Here is an 18,734-nt window from a genome sequence, read left to right as displayed (position 1 = left end):
TCAACGAGTCAGACGATCACTCCTTGCCAGAGGTACCTGCCTGCGGGTTGAACAGATCGTACTTCGCGATTGCTTCGCCGACCTTGCTGCGATCGATCTCGCCGCGATCGGCCAGCGCCTGGAGTGCACGGACTACCATCGAGGCGGAATCGATGAAGAAGTGGCGGCGAGCTGCGCGGCGCATATCCGAAATACCGAAGCCATCGGCGCCCAGCACGTAGTAATCGCCAGGCATCCACGGGCGGATCGAATCCTGCGTCTGCTTGTCGAAATCGGACGTCGCGATGAACGGACCGGTTTCGCCCTTGAGCTTCGCATGCACGTACGCCTCGCGCGGCTCTTCCTCCGGGTGAAGGAAGTTGTGCTCGTCGGCCTCAAGGCCATCACGGCGCAGCTCGTACCACGACGTCACGGAGAAGACGTTCGCGTCCACGCCCCAGTCGTTCTTCAGCCACTCGCGAGCTTCGCGCGCCCACGGAACGCCAACGCCCGAGGCAAGGAGGTTCACGCGCGGGCCATTGCCCTCGGCCGAATCGATCTTGTGGATGCCGCGCAGGATGCCCTCAACGTCCACATCCTCCGGCTCAGCCGGCTGGTGGATCGGCTCGTTGTACACCGTCAGGTAGTACATGACGTTCTGATCGCGGCCATCGCTGCCGTCGCCGTACATGCGCTCGATGCCGTCCTTGACAATGTGGCGGATTTCGTAAGCGTATGCAGGATCGTAGGAGACCATCGCCTTGTTCGTCGAGGCAAGCACCTGCGAGTTGCCGTCCATGTGCTGCAAGCCCTCACCCGTGAGGGTGGTACGGCCGGCGGTTGCACCGAGAATGAATCCGCGAGTGAGCTGATCGCCGGCGGCCCAGAACTGATCGCCTGTGCGCTGGAAACCGAACATCGAGTAGAAGATGTACACCGGAACCATCGGGTACTGATGTGTGGAGTACGACGTGCCCGCGGCCTGGAAGGCGGCAACCGAGCCAGCCTCTGTGATGCCCGTGTGCATGATCTGACCCTTAGTGGACTCCTTGTAGGAGAGCAACATGTCGTGATCCACGGCCGTGTACTCCTGGCCAAGGGTGTTAAAGATCTTCGCGGTAGGGAACATTGCCTCCATACCGAAGGTACGTGCCTCGTCAGGAATGATCGGCACGAAACGGTGGCCGAACTTCTTGTCTCGCATCAGCTCCTTGAGCAGGCGGACGAACGCCATCGTGGTGGCGACTTCCTGCTTGCCGGAGCCCTTCTTCAACACGTCATAGTGCTTTGCATCGGGAAGCTCGACGCCACCGACCAGAGCGGCGCGCTTCGGGAGCGGACCACCCAGAGCTGCGCGGCGATCCATGACGTACTTCCATGCCTCCGAATTGTGATCGGGGGTGTAGTACGGAGCGTTGAACGGATCCTCGAGAGCCGACTCCGGGATGTCTGTCAGGCCGAGGGTCTCGCGAAGGCCATGCAGATCCATCGCGTTGAGCTTCTTCATCTGGTGCGTGCCGTTACGAGCTGTGAAGTTCGAGCCGAGCTCGTAGCCCTTGACTGTCTGAGCGATGATCACAGTGGGCTTATCAGTGGATTCCATCGCACGCTTGTATGCGGCGTAGATCTTCTTAGAATCGTGGCCGCCGCGGCGCAGACCGAAGATCTGATCGTCGCTCAGGCCAGAAACGAGAGCCTTCGTGCGCGGATCGCGTCCGAAGAAGTTCTCACGGAAGTAGCCGCCGTCGTTTGCTGAATACGTCTGGAAATCGCCGTCGAGGGTGTTGTCCATGAGGGAGGTGAGGGCGCCGTCCTTATCCTTGGCGAACAGCTCATCCCACTCACGGCCCCACAGAACCTTGATGACGTTCCAACCGGCGCCGCGGAATTCGGCCTCCAGTTCCTGGACAATCTTGCCATTGCCGCGCACCGGGCCGTCGAGGCGCTGAAGGTTTGCGGAAATGACGAAGGTCAAGTTGTTGAGCTTCTGGTACGAAGCGAAGTGGATCAGGCCTCGAGATTCGGGCTCGTCCATCTCACCATCGCCCATGAACGCCCACACGTGCTGCTTCGAGGTGTCCTTGATGCCGCGCTCAAGCATGTAGCGGTTGAACCACGCCTGGTAGATCGCCGAAATCGGGCCCAGGCCGAGCGAGACGGTGGGGAACTCCCAGAAGTCGTCCATCTGGCGCGGGTGAGGGTATGACGGCATGCCACGGCCGCCCGAGAAGCGCGAGGCCTGCTGACGGAACGAATCGAGATCAGCCTCAGACAGGCGGCCCTCAACGAATGCGCGCGAGTAGTTACCTGGCGAGGAATGGCCCTGCCAGAAAATCTGATCGCCGCCATCCTCGGCGTCCTTACCGCGGAAGAAATGGTTCAGTCCGACGTCGTAAAGGGTGGCTTGAGCCGCGAAGGACGAAATGTGGCCTCCGACGTGGATTGGATCGCGCTGCTGGCGGGTCACCATGACAGCCGCGTTCCACCGGGTCCACGTGCGGAACTGGCGCTCGAGTTCTTCGTTGCCGGGGTACTCTGGCTCGTCCTCAACGGGGATGGTGTTGACGTACGGGGTGGAAAAGCTCTCGGTGGTGGAAACTCCGCGCGAAGCCGCGCGTGCCTTCAGTTCGTTGAGAATGAAGCTTGCTCGCTCACCGCCGTTGGCGTCGATCAGCCCATCCAGAGACTCCAGCCATTCGCGGGTCTCCTCGCGATCGGAATCGGGAACCTGGTTGAGGAGGCCATCAATGGTTGGCCTGTCCAATGATTCACTCACGTTTATCTCCCTTGTGTTTTCTTGCCGTCGCACCCGGACGCGTGCCCCGGTGCACTGGTATCTAATGTACCGTTTCCAGGCCTTAAGCCCCACCTAATTGCGTAAATCGTTGTGGGATAAGGGTCACTTAATGCGGGACTTCAGGCCCTGCGCCGGGGCGCGGCTTACACTGTCGCACCAGCGCGTTCGAGGGGGATTTTTCGGTTCACCTCGCACGAATCCTTTCGGAGTATTTAAAATGAGGTGTCCGTTTAGTACTGGAAGGATGACGAGCGTGTCAGCAACCACTGCACTCGATTTGGGTTTTGCGTCGGGTGTGATTGTTCAGGAGTTTGGTTACGACGAGGATGTCGATTTCGATCTTCGTGATTCCATTGAGGATGCCATTGGCTCGCAGATGGAGGATGAGGATTACACGGGCGTTGCGGATTCGGTTTTGGCATGGTGGCGCAGTGAGGATGGCGATACGGACGATCTGACCGACTATCTCGTCGATTGCGCCGCTTCCCTCGAGGGTGCCTCGATCATCTGGTTGGCGATTCCGGCTCGTGGCGTCAGTGGGCACGTGAATGCTACTGACGTTGATGAGGCGGCGCGCAGCGCGGGCATGAATGTCACCTCTCCGCTTGGCCTTGAATCTGAATGGATGCTCTATCGGATTTCTGCTCGCGGGAAGTGAGCTCGCTTGAGTGCAGAACGCGCCGAGGTGTCGTTTTGACTGCCGACGCCAGTGGAGGAGTGAGCCAGATAGGTCACTTTTTCTGCCCCGGCTACCGCGAATTGTGTGAGTCCCGTAAACTCGTTCACGGACTCTTAGCTCAGTTGGTAGAGCAACGCGTTTACACCGCGTAGGTCATCGGTTCGAGCCCGGTAGGGTCCACGAAAAAGGTTGGGTTGGCATTTGCCAACCCAACCTTTTTGGCCTGTTGCGGTCTGTGCCCACCGATTACTTATTGTGGGCGAGAGTTGCACGATATGCAGCCGCGGTTTCCTTTTCAGCGGCCACTTTCTCATGATGCTTGGCAAGCACCGCCGCGCCGACGCCGGAGCGCATGACGAGCGTTGCAACGCCCCAGATTGCGCCGATCCAGACGAGGGAGAAGATCAATGCCCACAGCGTGAGTTTGTCTTGCGCGAGGATAACGAGGAGGAATGCGACGAAGATGAGCACGCTCCAGGCGCTCACACGCCCGCCTGGCAGGGTAAACGACGACGAGGCATGCTCGGCCGGGCGCCGAACACGGTAGACCAGGTAGGACCACACGATCATCACCCACACGAAGATGAACAGCAGAGAAGAGACGGACGTGACCATGGTGAACACGTCCATAATCGTGCCGCCGGTGGCCATCAGCGGGATCGAAGTCAAAAGAATTGCGCACGAGATCATCAGTGATTTTTCCGGGATATAGCGACCGGAAAGATCTGCGAGCCCTGCGGGAGCTTGGCCGTTACGCGCCAGAGAGTACGCCATGCGCGAAGTTGAATAGACGCCCGAGTTACAGGACGAAGCGGCGGAAGTGATCACAACGAAGTTCACCACGGACGCCGCCGTGGTAATACCCACCAGCGAGAAGAGATTGACAAAGGGGGAGAGCTGGGGATCGACCTCATTCCACGGCGTGACCATCATGATCGCGCCGAGCGCGAGAACATAGAACAACAAGATGCGCACCGGGATCGAGTTGATCGCCTTGGGTAAGGTGACCTCAGGGTCTTTCGCCTCGCCCGCCGTCGTGCCTACCAGCTCAATGCCGATAAACGAGAAGATCGCGAGCTGGAAGCCGCCGAAGAAGCCGCTCGCTCCGTGCGGGAAAATATCGACGTTCCCCTTCGAATCGAGCCACAGGTTCGACAGCCCGGCCTGGATACCGCTGGGGGAGGTGAAGTGAGAAAACGCGAGTGCGAAGCCCAAGATGATCAGCGCAATGATCGCCACAATCTTCACCAGTGAGAACCAAAACTCGGTTTCGCCAAAGGCCTTCACAGTGAGGGAGTTCAGGAGAAAGATCATCCCCACCATGATGAGTGCAGGGATCCACAGCGGCAGGTTCGGCCACCAAAACTGCGTGTAGCCGGCAACGGCGATCACCTCTGCGGTAGCAGTGACAATCCAGCATAGCCAGTACGTCCAGCCCACCACGAAGCCAGCGGTGGGTCCGAGAATATCGGCGATGAAATCGGAAAAAGTATGGTAGCCGCCCCGGGAGAGCAAGAGTTCGCCCATGGCTCGCATGATGAAGAACAACACGAACCCGATGATCGCGTAAACCAGTAATACGGACGGACCGGCGGTTGAGATGGTTTTACCTGAGCCCATGAACAGGCCGGTTCCGATCGCGCCGCCGATGGCAATCAGCTGGACGTGACGATTCGACAGGCTTCGTTGTAACTCCACACTTACTCCTTACGTTTTGTGCCAGTGTTTGGAGCGCTCAGGCTCAACAAACGCGGCTCGCGATGGCGAAGCCAAGCGCAGCCGCGGCAACACAGACAACGATCATACCAGCGCTGTTGACGGCGGCGATCCACCCCAGGTCGCGGCGCGCCAACTTCACCGAGTCGAGTGAGGCGGTGGAGAACGTGGTGAATCCGCCGCAAAACCCTGTGCCGAGGATCGTCAGCCCTGACGCAGAAAGCGCACCGACGTCGGCAGCGCCAGCGAACAGGCCGAGCGCGAGCGAACCGACAACGTTTACGGTCCACGTGCCACGCGGCAGGTGCGAATCGGGGGAGGAAAGCGCATCGTCGATGACGAAGCGGGAAGCTGCGCCGACGGCGGCGGCGAGCGCCAGGAGCAGGGGAATCACGAGGTACCCCCGATCCGCTCGCCCGCCAGCGAGCCGAGCCACGCGGCAAGCACCCCCAACACCACGGTTCCCGCAGCGTACGCGAACGCGAGCGCAGGGGAATGAGTGAGGTGAACAGTATCGAGCGCGAGCGCAGAATATGTGGTGAATCCGCCGAGCACGCCGGTGCCGGCGAAGAGCTGCCATCGCCTGCGCTTTGAAGGATCGGCAACCTTTCCTGCGAGCGTGTAGGTGAGCAGCCCAAGGAGGAAAGCTCCGGAAACGTTCACTGCCATCAGATCGATGTAGCCGCCGGGGAGTGCCTGGGTGATCCCGTAGCGGGCCAGCGCCCCCAGCGCGCCACCGGCGCCCACAATCGTCGCGGGAAGTGTTCGAGATTCGGTATCCATCGTCGCTAGTTTACGCGCCTTGGTAACCTTAAAGACATGACACACATTTCCGACGTCGTGAATGCTATCGAAACTGCCTACCCGCCTGCCCTTGCCGAGGATTGGGATCGCGTTGGGCTCGTCGTGGGCGATCCCGCCTGGGAGGTGACGAAGGTAGGCTTCGCGGTGGATCCGTGCGAGGCCACCGTTACCGAAGCAATCGAGCGCGGTGCACACATGCTGATCACCCACCATCCGCTGTACCTGCGTGGTACGTCCTTCGTGGCGGCGACTGGTGGGAAAGGCTCGTGGGTCACGTCGCTGATCCAGGCCCGCGTTGGGTTGCTTGCGGCTCACACGAACGCCGACGCCGCCTCCACCGGAACTGCCCAGGCCATGGCCGATCTGCTGGGGCTAGAGAATGTGCGCCCGCTCGATCCAAACCCAGACCACCCTGAGCTTGGAATTGGGCGCGTGGGAGAACTGCCCCTGACGATGAGTGTGCGTGAGTTGGCTGAGCGGCTGAAGGCACTGATCCCGCAAACGCCTGCCGGCATCACAGTGGGCGGCGATCCGGAGCGGATTGTGAAAACGGTGGCGCTCTCGCCGGGCTCTGGGGATTCGTACCTCAGCCATGCCAACCACGCGGGAGCAGACGTGTACATCACCGCCGATCTTCGCCATCATCCGGCTACCGACCATTTATGGGCAGGTGGTTGCGCGCTCATTGGGCTCACCCACTTCGCCTCCGAATGGCCACTGCTTCCCAAGATGCGTGAGCATGTCGCCGCGCTTGGAGTTGATACCTATGTCTCCACTCTCGTCACCGATCCTTGGACACTGCGAATATGAAAGGCAACCCCGATGAAAGCTCCCCGCACCGACCAGCTCGCGCTCCTTGACGTGGCTGCGCTCGATTCCCAGATCAACAAGCTTCGCCGCGAGGATTCGGCGCATCCGTTGCGAACCGAGCTTGCGGCCACTGTGAACCAGATCGCGTCCACTGGTCGCGAGATCGCCCAGCACGAAGCGACGCTCGCCGCCGCGAACACCGAAGTCGAGGAGGCCGGGGCAGCCACCGCCAAAGTCAGTGCGGTCATCCATGATAAAGAGGCAAAACTCACCAGCGGCGCCGGCATGGATTCGCGCCAGCTCCTCGCCTTACAGAAAGAGATTGACGACGCCCGCGTGCGCCTTGCTGCGGCGGAGGAGCGTGATTTTGCGGCGCTCGAGGCCGTCGATGCGGCCGAAGCTGCGCTCGCGGGCGCTCGTGCACGGCTCGAGGTGCTCAATACGCAGATGGTGGAGCAACGCTCACAGCTCGAAGCCGACGTCGAGGTGATTACCCGCGATGTTGAGGACTTGCTCACGAAACGAGCCGCGCTTGTGGCGCCGCTCGATGGCGAGCTGGTCGCACTCTACGAACGTTCCCGTTCGCGCGGCGGGTTTGGCGTGATCGCCATGTACCCCAACGGCACCACCTCGGGCGGGATCGAGATCTCGCCAATCGAAGCCGCCTCCATCAAGGGTGGCGATCCGGAAAACGTGCACATTTCGGACGACTACGACGCCATCGTCGTCCTCGCCAACTACGCCTGATTGTTTCGACGCCGGTGCCAGACGCTTCCGGCCGGTTAGGCCTCGTCGACGAGGGTCAGTTGCGCCGTTTTACCCTCGTGTAACTCGACGCTCGTGACGTGCCCAGCGTCGACAAGAACGCGAGCGAACTCGGCGAGCTCCGCCGCCGACGTCGGCGCGTTCGGTTCGCGCACGAGAGCCGCGGCGAGCACTCCGCGGTAGCGCTTCGCGTCGTGGGAAATGACGGCGCGTTTGCCGCCTTTCACGCGCTCAGCGCGCACCTCCACCATCGTCGCTCGAGCGGGGGAAAATACTTGGTAGCCGCCCGAGCGGGCGTCGACGATCAGCTCGCCGTCGAAGGAGCCGACGTCGCGGAGAGTGTTGCGCCAGCGGGTCGTGTTGTTGCCGCCAGGGAGTTTCACGCCCATCTTGAGACGGTATGCAGGGATACGGTCGCTCGGGCGGAGCATTCCGAATAGCCCAGAGAATGTGACGATGCGTTCGTTTGCACGCGCCCAGTCGGCATCAGTGAAGTTCGCAACGTCGAGTGCAGAAAACAACACCCCCGAATACACCTCAAGGGAGTGGGATGTGGGAAGAGAGAGCAGATCGCGTTGGCGCCTCACCTCAGGCGCCACCGACGTCCCAACCTTCAGCACCGACAGTGCGTCATCACGGGCGGAAACTTCCACAAGCTCGGCTGTGAGCTCGCGGCGAAGCGGCGTGAGCTCGGGGAAGGCCAACGAATCGAAATCGAGCGGAGCACCGGATGCGGGAGCCGTCTTGCCCTCGGAAGGCGGAAGAAAAATCTGCATACCGAAAAGTCTAGCGAGGTGCGCAACAGGCTGCACCGGCGTCGGCGCGCCGCACCGGCGTCGCACAGTGCTAAACTATCCCCGAGCATGCCAGGCGGCCGCGTGGGTGCAAGCCCCCGAGGAACGTCCGGGCTCCGCAGGGAACGGTGGTGGCTAACGGCCACTCGGGGTGACCCGCAGGAAAGTGCAACAGAAATGAAACCGCCGCAAGGTAAGGGTGAAATGGTGAGGTAAGAGCTCACCGCGTGCGTGGTGACATGCGCGGCAGTGTAAACCCCACCGGGAGCAAGGCCAAATAGTGTGCGTTGAGGCGTCCCGCTGAGCACACGGGTGGGCTGCTTGAGGCGCGTGGCAACATGCGTCCTAGATGGATGGTCGCCGCCAGCTTCGGCTGGTACAGAACCCGGCGTATCGGCATGCTCACGTAAAAATCGAGGGGCCATGTGGCCCCTCGATTTTTGTTTCTCCGAGTGTTTGCTACCGACTCCGGTGCGCCGGTAGCGACTTACGCCTCGTTCGCCGCTTCCCATGCGAGTGACGCCGCGCCCACGATACCTGCAGCGTTACGCAACTCAGCCGGAATGATCGGCGCGCGAGTCTCGATCAGGGGCACAAACTTCTTGTGCTTCTTGGACACGCCGCCGCCCACGATGAACACATCAGGGGAGAAGATCTGCTCGTAGGTGTCGAACACGACCTGTAGGCGCTGCGCCCACTCCTCGTACTCGAGCTCCTCCTTCTCGCGAACGCCGGACGACGCGTAATGTTCGGCCTCCATGCCGTTCGGAAGGAGGATATGCCCCATTTCGGTGTTGGGCACCAAGTGACCGTGGCTGACGAGCGCCGAGCCGATGCCCGTGCCGAGGGTGAGCACCAGAACCGTGCCTTTCGCGCCCTTCGCGGCACCGTACCGAACCTCGCCGTAGCCGGCGGCGTCGGCGTCGTTGATCACTGTGACGGGGCGCCCCAGCTCCGTCACGAGCAGTTCTTGCGCGTTCATGCCCGCCCATTCCTGGGAAAGGTTCGCGATGAACGGCACTACGCCGCCCAGGATCGGCGCCGGGAACGACACGCCCACCGGCGTGTTCTTCTTCGGCTCGAAGTGTTCCACGAGCTCTTTGATGATCCCCGCGATCTCCACGGGGGAGGCGTTTTCCGGGGTTGGAATGCGGTAACGTTCGGCGGCGAACTCGCCGGTTTTCAGATCGACCGGTGCGGCTTTAATACCGGAACCGCCGACGTCGACGCCGATGGCGTACTTCTTCATGAGACTTCTCCTAGTTGGTGGTGGGCATTGCGGGGGATACCTGGCCCTTAGTGGGCAGGGTGAGGATCTCGGCGCCGTCGGCGCGGACCACAAGCGTATGCTCCCACTGGGCGGTGCGGCCACGATCCTTCGTGACAACCGTCCAGCCGTCGTCCCACTGCTCCCAGTCGATCTCGCCGAGCGTGAGCATGGGCTCGATAGTGAACACCATACCTTCCTCAATGGTGGTGGTGTAGACTGGGGAATCGTAGTGGGGCACAATCAGGCCTGAATGGAACGCCTCGCCCACGCCGTGGCCGGTGAAATCCTCCACTACGCCGTAGTCGAAACGCTTCGCATACTTTTCGATCACGCGGCCCACCACGTTGATTTGGCGGCCCGGCTTGACGGCTTTGATGCCGCGCATCATCGCCTCGTAGGTGCGCTCACACAGGAGAGCCGACTGCGGATCGACCTCTCCCACATAGAACATGGCGTTCGTATCACCATGAACGCCGTTCTTGTAGGCCGTGACATCAAGGTTGATGATGTCGCCTTCTTCGAGAACCGTAGAATCCGGAATGCCGTGGCAGATCACCTCGTTGATTGAGGTGCACAGCGACTTCGGGAAACCCATGTATCCGAGAGTGGAAGGATATGCGCCGTGATCACACATGTACTCGTGCGCGATCTTGTCGAGCTCGTCGGTGGTGATTCCCGGCCGGATAGCGGCGCCTGCCTCGTACAGGGCGTCGGCCGCGATCTGTGAGGAAATGCGGATCTTCTCGATCGTCTCCTCGTCCTTCACGTCGGAGGTAGTGACTACCTCAGGGCCGTCGTGGAACATGTACTCCGGGCGTTCAATCTCGGCCGGAACCGTGAGCATCGGGGAAACGACGCCGGGGGTCAAGGTGCCCAGAGGTGCGCGATGTGGATTCATATCACTGCCTTATAAGATAGGAGAAACAACGAACGCGAAGGAGCGAACGATGTACTGGTTTAACATTACGACTCACGAGGTGGCGCAAGGAGAGATTTCCCCATGGCACTCGACCGAAACGATGGGCCCGTACCCGAGCGCTGACGCCGCCCGCGCGGCTCTCGAAACGGCTGCGGCGCGCACGGCGGCGCAAGACGAGGAAGAGGCTCGCGAGGCGGAGTGGTGAATCAGTGGTCGAATGCGTGGGCGCGATCGGGGAACTCGAGGTTCTTCACCGCGTCCTTGTAGGCCACGGTTGCCTCGCGTAGCGCAGCGCCAACCTCACCAAACACCTTGACGAACTTCGGGGTCCATTCCTGCATGCCAGCCATATCCGACCACACGAGCACCTGGCCGTCGGTGAGCTTGCCCGCGCCGATGCCGATCGTGGGGATGTTGAGCTTTTCCGTGACCTCGTGGGCGATATCGTAGGGAACCATTTCGAGAACCACGGCGATCGCGCCGGCGTCTTCCACTGCCTGCGCATCGTTGAGGATCGCTAGAGCTGCGTCGCCACGGCCCTGGACGCGTGGCCCGCCGAGCGCATTCTCCGACTGCGGGGTGTAACCGATATGCCCAACCACGAGGATGCCCGCCTTGGTAATCGCCGTGATGCGATCGGCCATACGCTCCCCGCCCTCGAGCTTGACGGCATTCGCCCCGGCCTTAATCAGACGCACGGCGTTGCGCACGGCATCCTCATTCGACGCCTCATACGAGCCGAACGGCATGTCGCCTACAATGAATGCACGCTCCACACCGCGTGCCACCGCACTGACGGCAAGCTCCATCTGCTCCATGGTGACCGGAACCGTGGACTTGTGCCCAAGCATCGTGGTGCCGTACGAATCACCCACCAACAGCATGTCGATTCCAGCTTCGTCAAAGATGTGTGCTGTAATCGCGTCGTAAGCGGTCAGCATCGTAATCTTTTCCCCATTTTCCTTCATTGCGCGAAGGTGATGGGCACGAACCTTTGCCATGTCACTCCTTTGTCTGCTGAGGTCATCTCCATGCCCAGTCTACGCGTTTTGTTCGCTTCCCCATAAGTGAAGATGAGACAATAGCGCCATGGATACTCAAGTGGAGAATGTGCTGAGGCAGGTTGCGGAAGAAAATGTGCGCTTCGTGCGCTTGTGGTTCACCGACGTCTCGGGAACCCTCAAATCCGTGGCGGTTGCGCCCGCGGAACTCGAAAGTGCCTTCGAGGAAGGCATCGGGTTTGATGGCTCTGCCGTGGAAGGCCTCACCCGCGTTCACGAATCCGATATGGTGATGCACCCCGATCCGGCTACGTTCCAAATCCTGCCATCGCCCTCGGCTGGAGGGAAAGTTGCCCGCCTCTTCTGCGATATCTCCACTCCCGACGGCGCCGGCGCCAGGAGCGACCCTCGAGGCGTACTGCGCCGCGCCATGGAACACGCCTCATCGATGGGATTCACGTTCTACGCCCACCCCGAATTCGAGTTCTATCTCTTCAACCCTGTCACGGACGAGTACGAGATCCCCACGCCCATCGACTCTGGCTCCTACTTCGACCATGTCTCCCGTTCCACTGCCCACGATTTCCGCGCGCTCGCGGTTCGCTCCCTCGAAGAAATGGGCATCGCCGTCGGCTTCTCCCACCACGAATCCGGCCCCGGCCAAAACGAAATCGACCTGCGAGTCTCTGACGCGCTCACAATGGCCGATTCGATCATGACCTTGCGCATGCTTCTCGAAGAGATCGCACTTTCCCAAGGCGTGATCGCCTCCTTCATGCCCAAGCCTCTCGAGGGCCTGCCCGGAAACGGCATGCACACGCACTTTTCACTGTTCGAAGGTAACCGCAATGCATTCTACGATCCGGCTGCCGAGTACCAAATCTCCATCACCGCACGCCAGTTCATCGCGGGCGTGCTCGCGCACGCCCGCGAAATCTCGGCCGTGACCAACCAACACGTCAACTCCTACAAACGCCTGTTCGGGCGCGACGAGGCACCCGCATACATTACCTGGGGCAAGGGAGTGCAAAGCGCGCTCATACGAGTGCCAGCATTCAAACCTGGCAAGGCAAACAGCGCCCGCATCGAATACCGCGCACTCGATTCCGCTGCCAACCCATACCTCGCGTTCGCGGTGATCTTGCGGGCCGGTCTCGACGGCATTGAGCGCGGCTTGGATCTCGCCGATCCGCTCGGCATCGACGCCGTTGATCTCGACCGCCTTGAGCGCAAGGCCCTCGGAATCCAATCGCTCCCCACCTCCCTCCATGAGGCGCTCCGCGAGATGGAGAACTCCACACTCGTGGCCGACACCCTCGGGGAAGACGCCTTCGACTACTTCATCCGCAACAAGCTCCACGAATGGGAGCTCTACCGCGGCCAAATCACGCCATTTGAGCGCCGCCACTTCATGGGCGGACGCTGATGCGCGCACCCAGCCTCAAAAGCGAGCTCCGCGCCGCCGGCTTCTTCGACCCTGCGCGCGCCGAAAGTCTCCTGGGAACACTCGACCTGTCCGACGAGGCGCGCGCATCGCTCGTTGCACGCCTTGCCGACGTCGCTGATCCAGACCTTGGCTTGCTTGCCGCCGTTCGCCTCGCCGACGTCGGAGTGCAGCTCGTATCCGGATCAGACGCCCTACTCGCAGTGGCCGGCTTCTCCCAAGGCGCCCTCGATCTGCTCGTCGCTCACCCGCAACTCGCCTCCGCACTCAACGAACCGGCTGACCTCGAGACCGTCACCCGCGATGGGGAAAGAGCCGCAGCGCTCGCGGCCTTGAAAGGCGCTGATCCTGCCAGCGAGATTCGCGAACACTATTACCGGCGCCTGCTTGCTGTGCTCGCAGCCGACCTGCTCGCAGGGGAAGACGTGTTCGCGCAGGTGGCACGTGCGCTGACCTGCGTCGTCGGCGGGGCACTCGAGGCCGCCTGGCACGCGAGCGGCGCCCCCGCGTCACTTGCCGTCATCGCCATGGGGAAAACCGGCGGAGAGGAGATCAACTACATCTCCGACGTCGACCTCACTTACGTCCTTCCCGACGACGCGACCGCCTCCGACGTTGCCGTAGCAACCGAGGCGATCGGGAAAATCTCCACTCTGATCAGCGCCCCAGGAACCTGGCCCGCCCTGTGGGAGATTGACCTCGCACTGCGCCCCGAAGGAAAAGACGGGCCCGTCGTCCGTACAATCGCCTCCTCGCTCGCCTACTACAAAAAGTGGGCAGAGAACTGGGAGTTCCAGGCGCTCCTGAAGGCGCGCCCAATCGCGGGGAACCTCGAGGTCGGGCGCGCGTATACCGACGCCGTCGCGCCACTGGTGTGGGACGCCGCCTCGCGCACCAACTTTGTCGAATCCTCACGCGCCATGCGGCAGAGAGTCGAAGCACACCTCCCAGCCAAACTACGCGCCCGCGAAATCAAGCTGGGGGAGGGCAGCCTGCGCGACGTCGAGTTCACCGTGCAACTGTTGCAAATGGTCCACGGGCGCGGCGACCACGCGTTGCGTGTACGCCCAACGCTCGACGGGATCGCCGCGCTGCGCGACGGTAGCTACATCTCGCGCACCCACGCCGCCAAACTCGATTCCGCCTACCGGTTCCTGCGAAACCTCGAGCACCGATCGCAGGCGCGGCGCCTGCGCCGCACCCACCAGCTCCCCACCGATGAAGCGACGCTCCGAGCGATCGCCCGCTCCATGGGGATGCGAGCCGCAGGCGATGTGGACGAACGCTTCAACGCGACCCGAGCCGAAGTTCGCGCCCTCCAACAGGAGATCTACTACCGGCCACTCCTGGGAGTCACGGCGGCGCTCGCTCCCGACGAAGTGGCTCTCGAACCCGAGGCCGCCGCAGCGCGTCTTTTAGCGATTGGGTTCAAGAACCCCCAAGCCGCTATGGCGAACGTCGCCGCGCTCACTGCGGGGCTCTCCCGCACGGCCGCGATCCAGCGACACATCCTTCCCGCCATGCTCGAATGGTTTTCGCGCGGCCCCATGCCCGATCGTGGGCTCGCCTCCTACCGAACTGTGTCCGAAGGGCTGGGCGCGACCTCGTGGTTCATGCGGCTGCTGCGCGATTCGGCCCTCGCAGCCGAGCGCATGGCCCACCTGCTGTCCACTTCGCAGTTCGTCCGCGACGGGATGCGCGATTTCGCCGAATCCGTCGCCTGGCTTGACGACGATTCCTTGCTTGTGCCCAAAACTCGCGAGGCGCTCGGGGCCGAGCTCGATGCGATTCTCGACCGGCGAGGGCCCGAGGCCATGGCACACGCCGGCCGGTTCCTCCGCCGTCGGGAACTGCTACGAACAGCAATCGCCGACATCCTCGGGCTCATCGACCGACGCGAGATCCGCCGGGCCGTGACGAACGCGGCAGAAGTCGCGGTGCGTGCCGCGTTGCGCGGCGCGAGGGTAGTAGCTGACGACGTCGAATTCGGGATCATTGCGATGGGCCGGTACGGTAGCTCCGATTTGAACTACGCCTCCGACGCCGACGTCATGTTCGTGTTTCGTGGCGGCGAGGACGCACGGGTGGCAGCTGACGCCGTTGCTCATGCCTTTATTGCGTCGCTGAACTCGATCGATACTGAGCCGCCACTGCCCATCGATGCGGATCTGCGCCCCGAAGGAAAATCCGGCGCGCTCGTGCGTAGCCTGGACGGCTATCGGGATTACTACGCAAAATGGGTCGATACGTGGGAGCGGCAGGCCCTGCTCAAAGCCCGATACGCGGGCGGTAATCACGCGATCGTTGAGGAGTTCCTCGCGATGATCGATCCGCTTCGCTACCCGAAGAAACTGAATGCCACCGAGGTCCAGGAGATCCGGCTGATGAAGGCTCGGATTGAGCGGGACCGCACGCCACGCGGCACGCGCGGGAGGCACCTCAAGCTCGGGCCGGGCGGCCTGTTCGACATCGAGTACGCTGTCCAGTTTCTCCAGCTCAGGTGGGCACACGAATACCCGCAGTTGCGAGTCACTGGAACGCAGGAGGCGATCGACGCAGCCGCCGCTTGCGGCGTGCTCAGCTCTGACGACGCCGAAGCGTTGCGTCGCGCCTGGAACATGGCCGACGCACTGCGCGGCGCGAACGTCCTCGCCAGCGGGCGAACCCACGGAGCGAAGGTTGATATCCTACCCACGGATGTCGATGAACTTGGCGTCATCGCGGCGCTTATGGGAGTGCCGCTCGAGGAACGTCATGAGATGGAAGAAACATACTTGCGCCGCGCCAGGATCGCGCGTGGCGTCGTCGAGAAGATCCTATTTGAGGAGGACTAATGCGACTTCACCTGATCCGCCACGGACAGACCGAAGCCAATGAAGCACTGATCATGGACACGCGCTATCCGGGTGCGAATCTGACCGAGCTTGGCCGCAAGCAAGCGGCAGGTATCCCCGCGCGCCTTGCGGGAGAGCCGATCACGTCGCTATCGATGTCCAACCTGCCACGCACCCATCAGACCATCGCCCCGCTCGCTGCTGCTCTTGGAATCGAGCCGGTGGAGCGTCCGGGCCTGGCTGAGATCGACGCCGGTGCGTGGGACGGCACCTCGATCCCTGAAACCGGGTTCAAGTACCTGGAGGTCGTCGGACAGTGGGTCAGCGGTGACATGGACGTTCGACTCGCTGGTGGCACCACAGGGCGCGAGGTGAAGGCCCGCTTTGATCACGAAATTGCCGCAATTGAGAAAACCGGTGCTGAGGTTGCCGCGCTGGTGGCACACGGCGCTGTGATTCCGTTTTGGGTGATGGTCACAACCGGCACGCCCTCGATCGATTACTTCCGCGAGCACCGCCTGATGAACACCGACATCATTACCGTGGAAGGCACGCTCGAGAGCGGCTACCGCCTTGTCATGTGGGCGGGGGAGCCATATATCGGAGAGTAACTCCGTCGGGAGCGGTATCGAGCGTCGACGTCGGGGTGAAAGTTGCGCGCCCGCAGGGAGCCGACCACCGGCGTCAGGAAACAAAAAGTGAGGGATGGCAAGAAAATCTTGCCATCCCTCACTTCACGCTACTCGTCACAGATCGTAGTACAGAGCGAACTCGTACGGATGTGGACGCTGCGCCAACGGAGCGATCTCGTGCTCGCGCTTGTACGAGATCCAGGCTTCGATGAGATCTTCGGGGAACACATCGCCCTCAGTCAGGTAATCGTGATCCTCTTCGAGGTAACGAAGCGCATCCTCGAGCGAACCCGGCAGCTGCTCAATCTCAGCGTGCTCCTCGGGAGGCAACTCGTACAGATCCTTATCGATCGGAGCCGGTGGCTCGATGCGGTTCTTGATACCGTCCAAACCAGCCATCAGCTGGGCGGCGAAGCACAGGTACGGGTTCGCGCTTGGATCCGGCACGCGGTACTCCAGGCGCTTCGCCTTGGGTGACGTACCAGTGACAGGGATGCGGATGCAAGCAGAGCGGTTACGAGCCGAATACACAAGGTTCACTGGGGCCTCGAAGCCCGGAACCAGGCGGTGGAACGAGTTCACCGACGGGTTCGTGAAGGCAAGGAGTGACTTCGCATGATGGAGCAGGCCGCCGATGTACCAACGTGCCATATCCGAAAGGCCACCGTAGCCGTTCGGATCGGCAAAGAGCGGCTCACCATTCTTCCACAGCGACTGGTGGGTGTGCATGCCCGAACCGTTATCGCCAAACAGTGGCTTCGGCATGAAAGTGACGGTCTTTCCTGCCTCGAAAGCCACGTTCTTGATCACGTACTTGAACTTCATGAGGTCGTCGCCTGCCTGGAGCAAGGTGCCGAAACGGTAGTTGATCTCCTGCTGCCCGCCCGTGCCAACCTCGTGGTGCTCACGCTCAATGTCGAGACCAACCTCGATGCACTTGGCTGTCATTTCATCACGCAGGTCGTTCATCTGATCGTTCGGAGAGACAGGGAAGTAGCCACCTTTGACGCGGGTCTTGTAGCCGAGGTTGCCGCCCTCTTCCTCGCGGTTGGTGTTCCACCACGCCTCGGTCGAATCGATGTGATACGACGACTGGTTAACCTCCGACGAGAAACGAACCTCGTCGAAGAGGTAAAACTCCGGCTCTGCACCGATGTAGACGGTGTCGGCGATGCCAGTGGATTTCAGATACTCCTCAGCACGCTTGGCAACATTTCGCGGATCGCGGCCGTAGGGCTCGCCCGTGAAAGGATCGACGACTGCGAAGTTCATGACGAGAGTCTTGCGCTTGCGGAACGGATCGATGTAGGCGGTGGCGGGATCTGGAATCAGCTTCATATCTGATTCGTGAATTTTCGTGAATCCGCGAATCGACGAACCGTCGAACATCAGGCCCTCCGCGAGGGCATCAACGTCAAAAGCAGACACCGGAATAGTGAAGTGCTGCATCACGCCTGGCAGATCACAGAAACGGACATCGACGAACTCAATGTCGGAATCGGCGATATATGCCGAGGCCTCTTCAACGCTTGAAAACACGGTTTTCCTCGTTCCTTGTAGTGGGGGATTTAGCGGCCACGCATCGCTTTGCGATTCGGGCGCGCATTCATAGGATCAATGCCCTTCGGGATGGGAAGAGCATTCGTGGGGATCGCGCGAAGACGTTGGGCGACTGCCGCAACTTCCTGGTTCGAGATCTTCTTTGGGAGGCGGCGCATGGTTTTCTCGAGTTGAGAAAGCTTCACCTGATCCTCACCGTTACCCACTTTGATGACCTGAATCGGTGCGGACGGCGCAACACGCTTGATGGCGCGACGCTCCTCGTCGATCAGTTTGTTCACCTGCGATGGGGAACCATCGCCGATGAGCACGATGCCCGGGCGACCAATCGCACGGAACACCATATCTTGAGAACGCGGGTTGAAACGCACGGGCTCCTCCGTGATGTTCCAACCACGCTTAATGTTGCCAAGGACCGCGGAAGCCGCGCCAGGCATGCCATCAATTTGCTTGTAGGAGGCAGTTTTCACCAGCTGAAGAAGTACGAGAAGGGCGACGGTGGCTGCCAGTACGACGCCGGTGAAAATGTAGAAGAACCAGCTGCCGGTGACGGCGGCAAGGATGATGAAGAGGGTGAGGATGCCGACGAGCGATCCCCACACAGCCCAGCCAGTCCACGGATATGTCCTTTTTGACACGCGGTAGGCGTCGGCGAGGTAGGAATACCAACGCTTCTTCTTCGGCTTGTTCGTTTTTGCCATGAGTTCCCTTTCTGCTCCTTCGACCAACT

17 protein-coding genes, 1 tRNA gene and 1 other RNA gene are annotated in these 18,734 nt (G+C 61.3%); 9 read left to right on the top strand and 10 right to left on the bottom strand.

The genetic code is table 11. The features are described from left to right. Positions 1-16: 16 nt before the first annotated feature. The gene (aceE, locus tag P8A24_RS05415; protein ID WP_278057605.1) at positions 17-2,755 is read right to left on the bottom strand and encodes a pyruvate dehydrogenase (acetyl-transferring), homodimeric type; all 2,739 of its coding nucleotides are present in this window, start codon (positions 2,753-2,755) and stop codon (positions 17-19) included. 274 nt (positions 2,756-3,029) lie between these two features. Between aceE and P8A24_RS05410 the strand changes: the two genes are divergently transcribed. Beyond that, positions 3,030-3,434: a DUF3052 domain-containing protein gene (locus tag P8A24_RS05410; protein WP_278057604.1), complete on the top strand. Its 405-nt coding sequence runs from the start codon at positions 3,030-3,032 to the stop codon at positions 3,432-3,434. A gap of 128 nt (positions 3,435-3,562) precedes the next feature. Then, positions 3,563-3,635, top strand: a tRNA-Val gene (locus P8A24_RS05405). 66 nt (positions 3,636-3,701) lie between these two features. Here the strand turns inward: P8A24_RS05405 and P8A24_RS05400 are convergent. From P8A24_RS05400 to P8A24_RS05390, 3 genes are read right to left on the bottom strand one after another with little or no spacing between them, the layout of a single operon-like run. Further along, the gene (locus tag P8A24_RS05400; RefSeq protein ID WP_278057603.1) at positions 3,702-5,153 is read right to left on the bottom strand and encodes an amino acid permease; all 1,452 of its coding nucleotides are present in this window, start codon (positions 5,151-5,153) and stop codon (positions 3,702-3,704) included. Positions 5,154-5,196: 43 nt separating this feature from the next. Further along, positions 5,197-5,565: a fluoride efflux transporter FluC gene (locus P8A24_RS05395; protein WP_278057602.1), complete on the bottom strand. Its 369-nt coding sequence runs from the start codon at positions 5,563-5,565 to the stop codon at positions 5,197-5,199. Beyond that, complete coding sequence (locus P8A24_RS05390; protein WP_278057601.1) at positions 5,562-5,954, bottom strand: fluoride efflux transporter FluC; 393 nt, start codon at positions 5,952-5,954, stop codon at positions 5,562-5,564. Before P8A24_RS05390 ends, P8A24_RS05395 begins: the two co-directional genes overlap by 4 nt. Positions 5,955-5,990: 36 nt before the next feature. On the opposite strand from P8A24_RS05390, the gene P8A24_RS05385 reads away from it, so the two are divergent. Together P8A24_RS05385 and P8A24_RS05380 are read left to right on the top strand one after the other, a co-directional pair. Beyond that, complete coding sequence (locus P8A24_RS05385) at positions 5,991-6,785, top strand: Nif3-like dinuclear metal center hexameric protein (protein WP_278057600.1); 795 nt, start codon at positions 5,991-5,993, stop codon at positions 6,783-6,785. A 12-nt stretch (positions 6,786-6,797) separates the two neighbouring features. After that, a complete protein-coding gene (locus P8A24_RS05380) occupies positions 6,798-7,532 on the top strand; it encodes a zinc ribbon domain-containing protein (protein WP_278057599.1) in 735 nt (244 codons plus the stop codon). Between the two features lie 35 nt (positions 7,533-7,567). Here P8A24_RS05380 and P8A24_RS05375 read toward each other — a convergent pair whose 3' ends face one another. Further along, positions 7,568-8,326, bottom strand: a complete 759-nt coding sequence (locus P8A24_RS05375) for a YaaA family protein (RefSeq protein WP_278057598.1) — start codon at positions 8,324-8,326, stop codon at positions 7,568-7,570. Between the two features lie 82 nt (positions 8,327-8,408). On the opposite strand from P8A24_RS05375, the gene rnpB reads away from it, so the two are divergent. After that, positions 8,409-8,753, top strand: an RNA gene (gene rnpB, locus P8A24_RS05370) — RNase P RNA component class A. Between the two features lie 78 nt (positions 8,754-8,831). Here the strand turns inward: rnpB and ppgK are convergent. Both ppgK and map read right to left on the bottom strand, forming a co-directional pair. Further along, complete coding sequence (ppgK, locus tag P8A24_RS05365; protein ID WP_278057597.1) at positions 8,832-9,593, bottom strand: polyphosphate--glucose phosphotransferase; 762 nt, start codon at positions 9,591-9,593, stop codon at positions 8,832-8,834. A 10-nt stretch (positions 9,594-9,603) separates the two neighbouring features. Then, positions 9,604-10,512 carry a type I methionyl aminopeptidase gene (gene map, locus P8A24_RS05360; RefSeq protein ID WP_278057596.1) on the bottom strand — a complete coding sequence of 303 codons (909 nt, stop codon included), beginning with the start codon at positions 10,510-10,512 and terminating at the stop codon, positions 9,604-9,606. Positions 10,513-10,561: 49 nt separating this feature from the next. Between map and P8A24_RS05355 the strand changes: the two genes are divergently transcribed. Then, complete coding sequence (locus P8A24_RS05355) at positions 10,562-10,738, top strand: hypothetical protein (RefSeq protein ID WP_278057595.1); 177 nt, start codon at positions 10,562-10,564, stop codon at positions 10,736-10,738. A 1-nt stretch (position 10,739) separates the two neighbouring features. On the opposite strand, the gene panB is transcribed toward P8A24_RS05355, so the two are convergent. After that, positions 10,740-11,534: a 3-methyl-2-oxobutanoate hydroxymethyltransferase gene (gene panB / locus P8A24_RS05350; RefSeq protein WP_278057594.1), complete on the bottom strand. Its 795-nt coding sequence runs from the start codon at positions 11,532-11,534 to the stop codon at positions 10,740-10,742. Positions 11,535-11,622: 88 nt separating this feature from the next. On the opposite strand from panB, the gene P8A24_RS05345 reads away from it, so the two are divergent. From P8A24_RS05345 to P8A24_RS05335, 3 genes are read left to right on the top strand one after another with little or no spacing between them, the layout of a single operon-like run. Continuing rightward, positions 11,623-12,960, top strand: a complete 1,338-nt coding sequence (locus P8A24_RS05345) for a glutamine synthetase family protein (RefSeq protein WP_278057593.1) — start codon at positions 11,623-11,625, stop codon at positions 12,958-12,960. Continuing rightward, entirely contained in the window at positions 12,960-15,812 is a 2,853-nt protein-coding gene (locus tag P8A24_RS05340) for a bifunctional [glutamine synthetase] adenylyltransferase/[glutamine synthetase]-adenylyl-L-tyrosine phosphorylase (protein WP_278057592.1), read from the top strand. Before P8A24_RS05345 ends, P8A24_RS05340 begins: the two co-directional genes overlap by 1 nt. Continuing rightward, complete coding sequence (locus tag P8A24_RS05335; protein ID WP_278057591.1) at positions 15,812-16,423, top strand: histidine phosphatase family protein; 612 nt, start codon at positions 15,812-15,814, stop codon at positions 16,421-16,423. Before P8A24_RS05340 ends, P8A24_RS05335 begins: the two co-directional genes overlap by 1 nt. Before the next feature lie 135 nt (positions 16,424-16,558). Here the strand turns inward: P8A24_RS05335 and glnA are convergent, their stop codons facing one another. After that, positions 16,559-17,983 (bottom strand): type I glutamate--ammonia ligase, encoded by a 1,425-nt coding sequence (gene glnA / locus P8A24_RS05330; protein WP_278057590.1) that lies wholly within the window; start codon positions 17,981-17,983, stop codon positions 16,559-16,561. 29 nt (positions 17,984-18,012) lie between these two features. After that, a complete protein-coding gene (locus P8A24_RS05325) occupies positions 18,013-18,705 on the bottom strand; it encodes a DUF4191 domain-containing protein (RefSeq protein WP_278057589.1) in 693 nt (230 codons plus the stop codon). Between the last annotated feature and the right edge of the window lie 29 nt (positions 18,706-18,734).

This window comes from Arcanobacterium wilhelmae (assembly GCF_029632765.1).
Taxonomy (GTDB): Bacteria; Actinomycetota; Actinomycetes; order Actinomycetales; family Actinomycetaceae; genus Arcanobacterium; species Arcanobacterium wilhelmae.
This window is presented reverse-complemented; position numbering and strand designations above follow the sequence as displayed.

Bases quoted from the DNA above. Each gene is read 5' to 3' on its own strand.
- P8A24_RS05355 (WP_278057595.1), top strand. From the start codon at position 10,562: ATGTACTGGTTTAACATTACGACTCACGAGGTGGCGCAAGGAGAGATT.
- P8A24_RS05335 (WP_278057591.1), top strand. From the start codon at position 15,812: ATGCGACTTCACCTGATCCGCCACGGACAGACCGAAGCCAATGAAGCA.
- P8A24_RS05345 (WP_278057593.1), top strand. From the start codon at position 11,623: ATGGATACTCAAGTGGAGAATGTGCTGAGGCAGGTTGCGGAAGAAAAT.
- P8A24_RS05340 (WP_278057592.1), top strand. From the start codon at position 12,960: ATGCGCGCACCCAGCCTCAAAAGCGAGCTCCGCGCCGCCGGCTTCTTC.
- map (WP_278057596.1), bottom strand. From the start codon at position 10,512: ATGAATCCACATCGCGCACCTCTGGGCACCTTGACCCCCGGCGTCGTT.
- ppgK (WP_278057597.1), bottom strand. From the start codon at position 9,593: ATGAAGAAGTACGCCATCGGCGTCGACGTCGGCGGTTCCGGTATTAAA.
- P8A24_RS05385 (WP_278057600.1), top strand. From the start codon at position 5,991: ATGACACACATTTCCGACGTCGTGAATGCTATCGAAACTGCCTACCCG.
- P8A24_RS05380 (WP_278057599.1), top strand. From the start codon at position 6,798: ATGAAAGCTCCCCGCACCGACCAGCTCGCGCTCCTTGACGTGGCTGCG.
- P8A24_RS05390 (WP_278057601.1), bottom strand. From the start codon at position 5,954: ATGGATACCGAATCTCGAACACTTCCCGCGACGATTGTGGGCGCCGGT.
- panB (WP_278057594.1), bottom strand. From the start codon at position 11,534: ATGGCAAAGGTTCGTGCCCATCACCTTCGCGCAATGAAGGAAAATGGG.
- P8A24_RS05325 (WP_278057589.1), bottom strand. From the start codon at position 18,705: ATGGCAAAAACGAACAAGCCGAAGAAGAAGCGTTGGTATTCCTACCTC.
- P8A24_RS05375 (WP_278057598.1), bottom strand. From the start codon at position 8,326: ATGCAGATTTTTCTTCCGCCTTCCGAGGGCAAGACGGCTCCCGCATCC.